This is a genomic window from Xanthomarina arctica (assembly GCF_014638915.1).
Lineage (GTDB): Bacteria > Bacteroidota > Bacteroidia > Flavobacteriales > Flavobacteriaceae > Xanthomarina > Xanthomarina arctica.
In genome coordinates, this window is record NZ_BMFQ01000002.1 from 481,241 (window position 1) to 494,692 (window position 13,452).

A 13,452-nucleotide genomic window follows, 5' to 3' on the forward strand; every position below is an offset into this window, starting at 1 on the left:
TTTCATTCGCTTAATCTTCCCAGAAATCTGGTTTTATGTTAGAAGCTACAGAGGTACAATCACCACATTCTGGATTGACTAGAGTGTAGTTTAGACCATTATAATTTACATAATTATAGTCAAAATTAACAACACTAGAATACATTGGTATTCTATCATTAAAAGGAAACGGTTTATTATAATTCAATTCCACTATATTACAAGTATATAAATAGGGAGGTTGAACCATTCCCGAATCTATAAAATCTTCATAATCAAAATAGATTCTTTTGCTATCTACTGTAGATACATCAAAATAGCCTATAACTTTTTCAGACTCATTTGAGAATGATTTAATATTTCCAGAAACAAAACCTGGTTGTGAGGGAGATAAAATATTTCCAGAACTACCAAGGTCATTAATCATTTTATAAAAAGTATATGCTTCTAGGCCTTGTACGTACTGTGTTACTAAAATACTGTATCTATCTCTTGATAAACCATTATCCTCATTAAGAAATCTTATTGGGTAGCGCTCAATATTATTTTGTTCTAAATCTGTAGTCGACGTTTGGTTGATTCCAATAGAAAGATCAGTTTTATAACAAATACGCTCTTGTTCAAGCCTTTGGGAAAGTATGATGTCAAACTCTAAACGCCCCAATTCATCATTTCTAGGATTTTCTAGTTTAATATCTGTAGGAGTCCATTCTGGAGCAACTACCATATAAGTTTCTTCATAGTCATATCTAAAATATTGAGCCTCCGAATTCTCATTATCGCTATCTACAAATACTTGAATACCTTTTTCTCCATTACTTTTAGTTATAAATTCAGCATACAGATCTGTTATCTGGGATATAGGAGTAGATTCCACTTGGGTTGAGCTGTATTGTTTCCCATCTTGTGTAGTAATAAACAGCTGATAAGTCCTGTTTTCAATGGCTTGAAACTCTTGGTTTGATAGATAAATTCCTTCTGCGTTTTGCGAAAAAGAATAATTATTTCCAGAGCTGTCTTCTATCCATATATCGGCATTATTTTCATATTCTAGAGTCTGAGAGTCTAAAGCATAGGTTTTAGTAAGACTTACTTCCTGTTGCTTTAATTCATTTGTAATCGTGCTTTCTACAACAAAGGCATTAAGAAAATCTATAGATTCTACTTCAAAAGGCTCCTTACAATTAAATAATGAAATTGAAATCAAGAATAGAACGATATGTGTTTGTTTCATTTTCATTAGTCTAATAAAAATCATTGATAGGCTTATGGCTAAATACTACTAAAGCTAAAAGTAAAAGGATTGATATGTTATGTGATTTCAGAGTCATTTTTAAAACTTAAAATTATAAGTTATAGTTGGTATAGGCATGGCAAAAATGGATGTTTTATAAGCCTGTATATTTCCGTCTTCATTTTCAAAAATTATTGAATATGGATTATCTCTTCCTAAGACATTATAAACCGAAATGTTCCAAAAGCTATGTGCTAACTTTTTTATTTTATGGTTTCCTTCAATGTTAACACCTAAATCTAATCTATAATAATCTGGAATTCTATATTCATTTCTATCACTATAAACCACTTGTTCTTCATTTGCAAAATTAAATTTCCCAATAGGGTAGGTAATAGGTCTCCCGGTTTGGTATGTAAAGTTTGCTGAGAAGCTGAATCTATGGGTTAATTTATAATTCATTATCGCAGTGAAGTCATGAGGTTTATCATAATTAGCAGGAAAAAACTCCCCATTATTTACTTGCTCTTCTTCGATATCACTTTCTAATTTCACAAAAGATCTAGAATATGTATAACTTAACCAGCCATTAAATTTTCCTGCCTTTTTGTTAATTAAGAACTCCACTCCATAAGCTTTACCTTCTCCTTCCAATAAATCTCTTTCTAGGTTTTCATTCAAAATTAAATCGGCTCCAATTTTATAATCTAGAATATTTTCCATTTTTTTATAATAACCTTCCACACTAACTTCAAGATTATTGTTGTCAAAATTTCTAAAAAGACCAAAAGCAATCTGTTGAGCTCTTTCTGGTTTGATGTTTAAATCTGATAGCTTCCATGTGTCTGTTGGAGACTCCGTTGTGTTATTAGATAATAAATGAATGTATTGAATGGTACTACTATAGCCTCCTTTTATAGATAATTCTGGAGTTAAAAAATATCTAAATGAAACTCTAGCTTCAGGACCTCCATAAGTAGTTATAACCTCATTATTACCATATTGATTAACCTCTGTAATTGATGACTCGTCTTTTGGAACACCTTCTTGATACACGAGTTGAGTAGCTGGACCCATGGCCATGTAAAAAGAAAACCGTATTCCAACATCTAAAAGTAGACGATCATTAATTTCGAAAAGATCTGAAATAAAGATAGCAGACTCTAAACCTTTCTCCTTTTGCAAGGAAAGAGGTTCCACATCAGAATTTGGCCCAATGGGTTGGATGCTTCCTGGATCTACATGATAAAGTTTACTGCTTATACCATAATCAAATTTATGCTTTTTGCTAAATAAATATTTCATATTTAACTTCACTTGAGTTTCATTAATTTTATAACCAAAATCAAAATTTAAATTGGCATCCGCATCATATTCAACCTCATTCTTATATTGACTATTTACTAAAGTTAATGAACCTCGATTTTTTTCGTTAAATGTGTGATCCCATTTTAGAGATCCAATGGTGTTACTGTATTTGAAAAGAGAATCGGATGAGATACTAAATTTATCATGACTGTAATATAAGGTTGCCTGTACACTGTTGTTTGGGTCAATGTTATGTTTGTACTTAACAATCCCATCTAAAAATGAGGCTTCACTATTTTTCAAAGACTCCTCATCTAGTTTTTTTAAAATCCAATCGGAATACGTTGCTCTAAATCCTGTCATAATAGAGGCTTTTCCTTTTACAATAGGAGCTTCAACAGCAATATTGGCTGTTACAGAACCAATGGATCCTTCTCCAGAAAATTTATCCATATTTCCATCTTTGGTTTTAATATCAAAAACAGAAGATAGTCTTCCTCCATATTGTGCAGGGATGCTCGCTTTATAAATATCTAAACTTCCTGTAGTAAATGGATTTAAAGCAGTAAAAAATCCAAAAAAGTGAGAGGGATTATAAAGTACTGCATCATCTAATAAAATTAAATTTTGATCTGTTTTTCCACCTCTAACATTAAAACCTGCCGAACCTTCACCAGCTGTTGTTATTCCAGGTAAAGTGGTTGCAACTCTAAGAATATCTCTTTCACCTAAAACTAAAGGAATTGTTTTGATAGTGGTAACATCTAAACTTGTTATCCCTACTACAGCAGATCTTACATTTTTATTTTGGTCTGCTTGAATAACAACTTCATTTAATTGTTCGGCGCCTTCAGCAATAGAAAAATTTAAACTGCCATCTCCGTAAACAATCACATTTTTTATTGAAGATTTAAACCCCATTAATATGGTTTCAATGCTGTTGTATCCAGCAGGAAGACTAATGCTATAATCCCCATTTTCATCTGTAACTGCGTTTATTTTTTTACCTACAACCGATATTACTAAATTTTGTAAAGGTTCGTTTGTTGTTGCGTTTTTCACCTTACCTCTAACGTTATAATACGAATTTGTAGAATTTGAATTTTGTTTTCCGATGGTGATTAACTTGGAATTATTGCTAGATTTAGTATTATCATATTGTTTATGAAAAACAGCCGTTTTAGATTCTGCACTTTCATCGATAGCACTTGGATTGGGATTGTTTATTATTGAATCGTTTTTTTCTCCAAAATACCCTTTGGGAAGGGTTGTAAAAACAACGCTGTTATTAGATAGAATGACTTTATTGCCATAAATTAAATAATTTAAAGGTGTTTCTTGAAAAATGGCATCTAGTATATTTTCTAAAGATTCATTTGTGAATGCGCCTGTTATAGTTTTTTCATCAAACCAATCTTCTTCAAAGTAAAAAGTAAAGGTGGTTTCTTTTTCAAGTTTAAGAATAGCTTCTTTTATAGGTGTATAATTAAAGGTAATTGTATAGGAATCACTTTTACTTTTACTTTGACTAAACACTAAATGTGTGACAAAAAAGAAAAATAGTATTATAATTTGCCTAGTCATCTATTATCTTTATTAATTTAACGTTTCAATCTTATCTAATTCCTTAATAATATTTTTAATAAATGTTTCGGGATCGTATTCTAATAACACCTTATTATTGGAGTAAAAATCGTTGATGATTTTAGTTTGGTTAGGAAAGATCTTTTTCAAATTATTCTTGGAATTGATCTTGTAGAAGGTCTTGTTAAGAAGAATTAGATACGTGTCTTCTCGATAAAAGATATACTCTACTTTTTCTCTGGAAAGTTTATCTCTTTTCCTCTTAATATATTTACTGTATAGTTGAAGGTTTTGGCCGTTGTAAATCTCTTTTAGGATCCCTTCAAAATTGAAATCTGCTATGTTATATTCTTGATGAAAATTAATAAACAGATTATTATTAATACTAAAACTAGATAATTTACTATTATTTAATTGAAGGTTGAAATAACTTCTATCATTTTTTAATTTGACTATTAAAACATCATTAAATAAATCATATTTTAAATCTAAATTATTGAATGCTTGTCCATCATAAACGACATTTCCTTTTGTGAAGTCGTAAAACTCAAAGTATCTATGATTTGTTTTTGTAGTTCTATATTCGTCTATGTATCGCAGCCCGTTGTAGAGTAGTGTGTGGTCGTAACCCACAATAGAATCGTATGCTGCATAGGATCTCTTCAAGCTGGTGTCACCTTGTGAAAACACCATTTGAAAGAATAAAACAAACCAACTAACAAGGAAAAATCTTAACATATAATTAAATAACTACAAAATATTCTATGAATATAGGGAATATGTAGCTAAAATATCACAATATTTAAAATTATGTTAAATTTTATTGACAAGCCATTTCCTTAATTCATAAAAGTTTTGAGGAGTCACGCCATGTCCAACAGGAAATTCGGTATACTCATTTTTAATATGTAATGCATCTAAAAATAGCGGTGCTTTTCTTGCCCATTCCACAGGTAATACTTGATCTACATTTCCATGAGAGCAATAGAAACTTAAATGTGAATAATCTTTTTTGGTTAGATCTTTAGGAATAATATTTTCATTAATATAACCGCTTAAGGCAATAACTTGTTTCACTTTTTCAGGATAGGTTAGAGCTACAGCATAACTTAAAATGGTACCTTGACTAAAACCTAGAAGCGTGACATTGTCTTTGTTTACAGGATACTTTGCACAAGCTTCATCGATAAAATTAGCAACTAAATCTCTAGATGTTATAGCTTGTTCATCGTCGCTCCATTTGTTTTGATCGGCATCGAAATTGATAGCATACCAAGCATTTCCATAAGGTTCTAATTTGTATGGTGCTTTTAAAGAAATTATAAATAATTCTTCAGGTAATTCAGATGCGAAAGAAAACAAATCGTTTTCATCGCTCCCATAACCATGGCATAAAATTAATAAAGGGGCATTTTCTTTTAATGTTGAAGGTCTTGTAATATATGATAAGCTCAAATCTGTAGTTGTTATTAGTTAATGTTTCTAAACCATTCTTGGAATTTTTCTCCAATGACAGGAATAGGTTTTGCTTCACCTTTTACGGCATAAAAGAATCCAAATAACCAACAAACAAACGTGATTATCCAAAAACTGGTTCCCATCAAGCTATTGACGTATTCTTCAACTAAATTTGAAAAAAGTAGCATGATAATTAAGCCCAGCATTTGTCGGATATGAAATAATGTAAAAGGATTCCTCTTTTCAAGATTCATAATGATGGCAATTATTAAGCCAATAAAAGTTAAATAACTTACAAGAGCCAATGTTTTTCCTTCTTGAATTGTTTTATCTGTCATTAATTTAATTTAAAATAAGTTTATTGTTTGCTATAATTCCATAGACCATACCTTTTGTTTCATGGTTTTCGAATATAGCATTTTTGGAAGTCGATTTAATATGGTCTTTCGTAAATTCTTGAATACCATTCGGATTAAATAAGCTCAAATCGGCTTTGTTTCCAATAGCAATAGGTTGAAAATGTATTCCAAACCTGCTCTTTCCTTTAGTTAAAAATTCTATGGTTTTCTTAGTACTAAAATGCTTGTTTAGAATGCCAAAAGCAGATTCTAAACCAATAGTTCCATATTTGGCAAAATCGAATTCAATTTTTTTGTGTTCGATATCTATTGGGTTGTGATCGCTAGTTACCATATCAATAGTACCATCTTTTAAACCCTCTATTAAAGCGTTAATATCATCCTGTGTTCGCAACGGTGGAAGAACTTTATAATTCGTGTTGAATGTAGTTAAATTCTCGTCGGTTAAAATTAAATTATGAATAGCAACACTACAACTTACATTCAATTTCTTTTGTTTGGCCTCGCGGATTAATACCACCGATTTTGCAGTAGAAATAGTAGGAATATGAAGCTTGCCTTCTGTGTATTCCAATAGGAATAAATCTCTAGCAATCTGTAATTCTTCAGCCATATTAGGGTTTCCTTTTAATCCTAAAGACGTACTTGTTACTTGCTCGTTCATGACACCTTTTCCTGAAATTTTGTTTTCCTGAGGAAAAGAAAGTACCAAACCATCAAAATTACTAGCGTATTGCAAAGCTATTTTTAGCAAATTCGGATTTTCAATGGGTCTTTTATAATCTCCAAAAGCGATAGCTCCAGCACTGGTCATATCGAATAACTCAGCTAAATCTATGCCTTTACTTTCTTTGGTTAAAGCGCCAATAGGGTAGAGGTTTACAGCATGTTTTTCTGCCTTTCCTTTAATAAATGAAACATCCGAATTACAATCAATTACAGGATTTGTATTTGGATTGATAGCCAACGATGTAAATCCGGAATGAGCCGCAGTATTTAATCCATTTTCTAAAGTTTCTCTTTCTTCGTAACCAGGTTCTCCAAAACTCACACTACTATCAAACCAACCTTGTGACATATGGAGATTTTCTAAATCAATTTCCTTGACATCATTAGTATTCTTAATGGTTTTTGAAATTTGTGTAATCACACCATTTTCAATTAAAATATCGACTGTCTGATTGTGAAAGTCACTTTTAGAGTCAATAATCGTAGTAGATTTTAAGAGTACGTTCATTTAAAATATTTTAAGATGACCATTTCAATACTTAAAAAGATCAATGCAAAAATAACAAACCATTTCCATAGCTCGTTAATTTTCGAGTCACTTTTTAAGGTGTCGAATAATTCTACAATGGAACTAGAAACCTCTACATGTTCTAAGGTTGAAAGGTCTTGATATGTCATATTACTTTCATCTCTTTTATAGTTATAACTGATGTTTTCTATAAATTCCGTTTTGTTATTTATGCTATAAGTTCCTGCAATATCTGGCATTTCAGTTGTTGTAATTCGCACTTTATTATTGAAATATTGTTGTTGCGGAATCATGTTTTCTTCACCTAAAGCCAAACTTAAAATATCGTCTTGTTGCAGGGTTACTGGAACATCAAAACTGTTTTCTTCGCCTATTACTTGATATAATTGAGACATTTTTAAACTCTGTTTTCCAATATTATAAAATGTTGGAACAATTAAAGGAGAGTTTTTAAAGTTGGAATTTTCATTGTTTAAGGAAGCTGAAAACACATAAACTTGATTTGCACTGCTTAAAAAAGCCTTGCCATCTTCAAATTTTAAAGGAGAAGAGTTATTGCTTGAAATTAACGGATAATAACTTTCAACTTTAGGATATTGAAAATTAGAGACTTCTTTATTAAACACATCCTTAAAAAGAGGATGTGAATAATTGATGGTTGTAACTTTTTTTTCTGAAGTATTCTGAACTCCGAAACGCAAATTGATTGGTAAAAAGAAATCGTTATAGCTTTGTAAATTTATATCGGTTGAAGGGATAACGATAACAAAACCGCCTTTATCCGTAAAGGCTTTTAAGGAAGTTGCAAGAGCATTTGGAATGCTTTGTAACTCGTTTAAAACAATGAGATTCTGATTTTCAATATCGCTATAATTCAATTCATTTAAAGGATCTGAAGTAAATACGAATTCCTTATCTGAATAAATTCGTTTTAGAAAATCATCATTAGCTTCAGAAATGGCTAGTACTTTCGTTTTGTTTGGTTTATTAATATTAAAATAAAGACTGTTGTCAAAATCCAAATTCACAAACACATCATCAATAACAAGGGTTCCACTAATTTCTTTTTCATTATTAATAGTAAAAACGGCAGTTGCTTTTTCTGTGATATCAATGGCTGTTTTTGCTAGTAGTTCTTCACCGCTAAATAAGGAGACTGGCACATTTTTAAGCTCGTCTCCATGATTGGAAATTATGGCAGTTAATTCGATGTTTAAAGGTGTTGTATTGGAAATAAACAAACTATCAACCGAAAGATTATTAGTTGTAACAGGTTGCAATTGTACAGCATTAATACGTATTAAAGAATCTAAAGTAGGGTTAAATCTCGATTCTTTTGTTTGAAAATCTGAAATTAGAACCAATTGTTTCAAATTTCCAGTATTATTTTTAAACAAGTTCTTTCCTTTTAATAGAACAGCATCGTAATTTAATTGGTTCGAGGTATAATCTAGTTGGAGAAGTTCATTTTTAATGGCTCCAATAGTTGTGTTTTTATAGGTATTGTTATTGGTAAAAAGCGTAAGCGATTCTGTTGGGTCCACATTGTTTATGACATCTTGAACAGCGCGTTTTAAAAGAGTTCCTTGTTCGCCTTTGGCTTGCATGCTAAAAGAATTATCCAAGTAAACAACCGTTTCTTTCTTAGTATTTAAGCTATTGGTTTTAGACGTAAAAGGCTGCGCAAAGGCTATTATTAAAGCAGCAAAAAGTAACATTCTGGTGCATAAAATCAACCATTTTTTTAATTGAGAACTTTTTCTAGTTTGAGAGGTGACTTTCTTTAAAAATGCCACATTGGTAAATGCCTGCTTTTTAAATTTTCTAAGTTGAAATAGATGAATTAGAATGGGGATAAGCAGCGCAAATAAAGCGTAAAGAAGTTCGGGATGTTTAAACTGCATTCCTATTAGTTTATTTACAAAAATAGTGTTTACAACGACATAGAAAACCTTTTAACAACAAATTAAATTTTAATAGACGCCAATTCACGAATAATAAATTGTTCTTGAAAGAAGCGAGAGTGTTTGGATATGATATTTTTCTCTGTGCCTCTTAGCGACTTCTCAGTGTATCTCTGTGAAATAATTAGTTTTTAATCAACAACTTATCTAACAAAAGAAAAAATAATCTTTCATTTCATTCTTGTTGTTGCTATTAAAAAAGTCTCTTATGGATTGTTGTTCTTGCTTATTTGCAACGGTTATGATGGTTTGAGTATGTTCCATTTTGTTTATATTCTGAAAACCGAAGAGTTTTTTATCGTAGATATCTTTTCCTATTTTCTTCGAATTATTACAAACCCAAGTAAATGCAATTCCTTTTTCTATAAGAAGTTTGGCTATGGTTTTACCCTTGTTTCCCGCTCCCCAAATTACAAGTGGTCTGGAAACATCAATATCTAACTCAAGAAAATAACTCAGTTTGATGTTTAAAAAGTAATTTTCCGCGTAATGTTCATGTGTTCTGGACGTTCTTTTGCTATAATCTCTCCAAAGATGCAAAACGTGATTGCAGGGAATCACTTTTAATTGCTGTTTGTAAAACCTGAAAGTTAAATCGTAATCTTCAGGATAGTCATTCGGATTAAAAGCATCACAAGCTATTAAATCATCTCTATAAACCATCCAACAAGGAGATGGAATGACACATTCTTTATATATTTCAGAATAATTAGTTCCTGCACGTGTTAAACGGTTTAACCAAGTTTCATAACTTTTATAACCATCGCTAATACCAGCTTCACTAAAATAAGAAACCAAACCGGTTGCGAGATGGTTTTTTCCATGAGCTAATAAATTATTCAATAGCACTTCTAGTTTATTTGGAGTCATGATATCATCGCTATCCATTCTGGATATAAATTCACCCTTACAATTATTAAAGGCTGTTTGAAGGGAAGCGATAATTCCTTCTCCAGTATTTTTATAGAGTTTAATGCGTTTATCTTGCTCTGCAAAGGATTTTACTAGGTGATAACTTTCATCTGTAGAACTATCATCTACAATTACCAGTTCCCAATTGGTGTACGTTTGATTTTGTATGGATTCCAAACATTCGGGCAGAAATCTAGCCGTATTTTTAAAAGGCGTTAATATGCTTATTAAGGGTTTTGGCATATAGCGAAGATAGTTTTTTAAGTAATAAAGGACGAAAGTTAAAATAGAAATACCAGGAATTCTAAATCCTTATTGCTTTATGACCTCTCTATTTATAACTACAATGTTAAAAAGTATAAAACACTTTTGAGTGAAATAAATTTTCTTAATTTTATCCTTTACAAATAATATAACTTTTGAAAAAAGTAGTATCCATTGCCTTCATATTTATTTTTATATTTAACCTTTTTGGCAATTATGTGCTAATAATGGTACATAAATATGAAATAAAACAAGAGTTACTATCTATTTTAAAAACAGGTTCTTCAGATACTAATTTGACCATTATAAAAATTACATCTAAAAATAAAAAGGACATTCATTGGAAAGAAACCAATGAGTTTAAATATAAAGGTGAGATGTACGATGTGGTTAAGATTGAAAAAACAGATTCAAAAACCACTTTGTATTATTGTATCGCAGACAGTAAAGAGCGTGAACTACTTGCTGATTTGGAAAACCAAATAAACAAAAATAAAACAACTAAGAATGGTAAAGTCCGGACTGTAAAAGTAGTTGTAAAAATTATTCCAAAAGAAGAAATTAATCTTACGGACAAACATTCTATTTTATTACTTCAAAATAAAAAGATTTATTCTCATTGTTTAAGTTTTTACAATTCTGTAAAAATGGATATAGAGAGTCCTCCACCCAATTTAGTTTAATACATAACACTTTTTAAATGACTTCCTTTTGCAAGGAAGCCCATTTTCATGTATTAACAAACTAAATAAAATTTCATTGAAAAACACATACTTTTCCCTATTAGGGATACTCATGTCTGTATCTGTATTTTGCCAAACTAAAACTGAAGGAAAAATACTAGATGCAACGACAAACAGTCCGCTTTCTGGAGCAAAAATTAAAAGCAATTATAATCAAATGACTTCTTCTGATGAAGACGGTATCTTTCTGCTTAAATGTGAAGAGAACATGACATTAACCATAAGTTACATGGGTTATGAAACACAAACTATTAATATTAATAATTGTAATACATATCTAAATATTAACATGAAGACTAGTGATAATGTTTTGGATGAAATAAGTCTGGAGGGTGAAAAAGTTCCAATTCAGGATTTAGAAAAGCCTAGATCTGAAGTAGAATTATCTGTTAACGAACTAAAACGTGGTACCGGATTATTTTTGGACGATGCTATTAACGCTAATGTTCCTGGAGTTACCATGTATAGAAGAGGGGTGTCTTCTGGGCAACAATTTAATATTAGAGGTTATGGAAATGGTGTTGGATTTAAAGGGGCCAACAATAATTTTGATGGGCAAGGCTACAAAGTATACTTAAATAATATTCCTATTACAGATGCTGAAGGTGTGACTGTTATGGACGATATTGATTTTGGTTCCGTTGGCCATGTTGATGTTATTAAAGGTCCTGCTGGCAGCTTATATGGATTATCGATTGCTGGTGTGGTGAATTTGCAAACGAATCGTCCAAAAAATGGAGAAACCTCTCTCGAACAGAAAGTTTTAGTTGGTAGTTACGGGTTGGCAAGTTTTATTACACAATTTCAAATGGGACAAGAAAAAACAGCCTTAATGGTTAATTACAGTCACCAAATTGCTGATGGGTTCATGGATCATACTGCGTCAACCAAAGATTTTTTGAATATGGTACTTGATTATAGACCAAGTGATAAGCAGTTTATTTCAACTTATTTTGGGTATAGCAATAGTTATGACGAAAGAGGAGGTGAGCTCACTATTGATCAATACAACGATTTTGATTATAGCGGAAATGCCCGATATATTAAGAACAACGCACATTCTGAAGTGATTAGTTTTCGAGCAGGTTTAAGCTATAATTATCAATTTTTAGATTGGTTAGGTAATACCACATCTGTTTTTGGATCGAGTATTACTAGTAACTCTAGTTCAGCAGCAGGTTGGACTGATAAAAACCCGAACAATTATGGGGTACGATCTACTTTCGATTTAAACTTTGAATTAGGCACTCATTTTATTCTAACTGGGGTTGCAGGTTTTGAATTCCAAGAACAAAGGGCACAAATTACTGGATACAAGATGATTGAAAACCCATCAGATCCTGAAGGCTATAATATGATAGGTGAGACAAAAAGCAACCAATTTTCAGATTCGAAGAACAGTTCTATTTTTACTGAATGGACTTTGAATATGCCTTTAGATTTCTCTGTAACCGCAGGAATAAGTACTAGTAGTATGCGTATCCAATTAGAAAATCGACTTTATATTCCAAACAGTACAAATCCAAATGTAGTAACTGCAAATTATACTGATTTATTTTCACCTCATATAGCTATAAATAAGGTGTTTAATAATAATGTTTCAGTGTATGCTTCCTATAGTAAAGGTTACAAAGCACCAGTAAGTGGTAATATTGTATTGTCTACTTCTGGTACTTTAAATACTGGTTTGGTTCCTGAAGTTGGAAACCAAATTGAAATTGGTACCAAAGGGAATATTTTAAATAATAAACTACAATACCAATTCGCTATTTTTAATGCCATTTTTAAAAATAAATTCACCTCTGTAGCAGTGCCTTTAGATATCAATACTACGGCATATACATACATTGCAAATGGTGGAAAGCAAAATAATAAAGGGATAGAAGTTTTGTTAAAATACACGGCTTACCAATCCACAACTGGTTTTTTCTCGAACATCAGTCCTTATGCCAATACCACCTACTCAGACTTTAAATATGACGATTTTAGCTATCAGTCTTTAAACAGTGATGGCGAAGCCATTATTGCAGATTATAACGGGAATGCTGTTGCTGGAGTTGCACCTTGGGTTGTGAATGCAGGAATTGATTTTAATAGTAATATAGGAATTTATGGTACAATTAATTATGAATATAGAGATACGGTTCCTTTTACTTCAGACAATTTAAATTATGCAGATGCCTATAATTTGTTAAACTCAAAACTAGGTTACAGATTTTCTTTAAATCATTTTGATTTAGATGTTTATGCTGGAGTTAATAATATTACGGGAACCCAGTACTATTATATGTTGTTTTTAAATCAGTTGAACGATGCTTATCTACCAGCTCCTTATGAAGCTAATTTTTATGGCGGTGTCAATTTAAAATACCATTTCTAATTTTTTATT

General features: G+C 31.2%; 10 protein-coding genes. 2 read left to right on the forward strand and 8 right to left on the reverse strand.

Features of this window, described 5'->3' with window-relative positions:
* Window positions 1-10: 10 nt before the first annotated feature.
* The 8 genes from IEV77_RS08400 to IEV77_RS08435 form a co-directional block, all read right to left on the reverse strand.
* Window positions 11-1,213, reverse strand: coding sequence for a DUF4249 domain-containing protein (locus tag IEV77_RS08400; protein ID WP_188463761.1), 1,203 nt, complete (start codon window positions 1,211-1,213; stop codon window positions 11-13).
* 99 nt (window positions 1,214-1,312) lie between these two features.
* Window positions 1,313-4,105, reverse strand: coding sequence for a carboxypeptidase-like regulatory domain-containing protein (locus IEV77_RS08405; RefSeq protein WP_188463763.1), 2,793 nt, complete (start codon window positions 4,103-4,105; stop codon window positions 1,313-1,315).
* Window positions 4,106-4,117: 12 nt separating this feature from the next.
* Window positions 4,118-4,771 (reverse strand): hypothetical protein, encoded by a 654-nt coding sequence (locus tag IEV77_RS08410; RefSeq protein WP_188463765.1) that lies wholly within the window; start codon window positions 4,769-4,771, stop codon window positions 4,118-4,120.
* A gap of 147 nt (window positions 4,772-4,918) precedes the next feature.
* Window positions 4,919-5,560: an alpha/beta hydrolase gene (locus tag IEV77_RS08415; RefSeq protein WP_229736620.1), complete on the reverse strand. Its 642-nt coding sequence runs from the start codon at window positions 5,558-5,560 to the stop codon at window positions 4,919-4,921.
* 14 nt (window positions 5,561-5,574) lie between these two features.
* Window positions 5,575-5,901 (reverse strand): DUF4870 domain-containing protein, encoded by a 327-nt coding sequence (locus IEV77_RS08420; protein ID WP_188463767.1) that lies wholly within the window; start codon window positions 5,899-5,901, stop codon window positions 5,575-5,577.
* A 4-nt stretch (window positions 5,902-5,905) separates the two neighbouring features.
* Entirely contained in the window at window positions 5,906-7,159 is a 1,254-nt protein-coding gene (locus tag IEV77_RS08425) for a dihydroorotase (protein ID WP_188463769.1), read from the reverse strand.
* Window positions 7,156-9,084 (reverse strand): BatA domain-containing protein, encoded by a 1,929-nt coding sequence (locus tag IEV77_RS08430; protein WP_188463771.1) that lies wholly within the window; start codon window positions 9,082-9,084, stop codon window positions 7,156-7,158. Before IEV77_RS08430 ends, IEV77_RS08425 begins: the two co-directional genes overlap by 4 nt.
* 207 nt (window positions 9,085-9,291) lie before the next feature.
* Entirely contained in the window at window positions 9,292-10,299 is a 1,008-nt protein-coding gene (locus tag IEV77_RS08435) for a glycosyltransferase family 2 protein (protein ID WP_188463773.1), read from the reverse strand.
* Window positions 10,300-10,547: 248 nt separating this feature from the next.
* Between IEV77_RS08435 and IEV77_RS08440 the strand changes: the two genes are divergently transcribed.
* Both IEV77_RS08440 and IEV77_RS08445 read left to right on the forward strand, forming a co-directional pair.
* Window positions 10,548-11,003, forward strand: coding sequence for a hypothetical protein (locus IEV77_RS08440; protein WP_188463775.1), 456 nt, complete (start codon window positions 10,548-10,550; stop codon window positions 11,001-11,003).
* A 76-nt stretch (window positions 11,004-11,079) separates the two neighbouring features.
* A complete protein-coding gene (locus tag IEV77_RS08445) occupies window positions 11,080-13,443 on the forward strand; it encodes a TonB-dependent receptor (protein WP_188463777.1) in 2,364 nt (787 codons plus the stop codon).
* Window positions 13,444-13,452 lie beyond the last annotated feature (9 nt).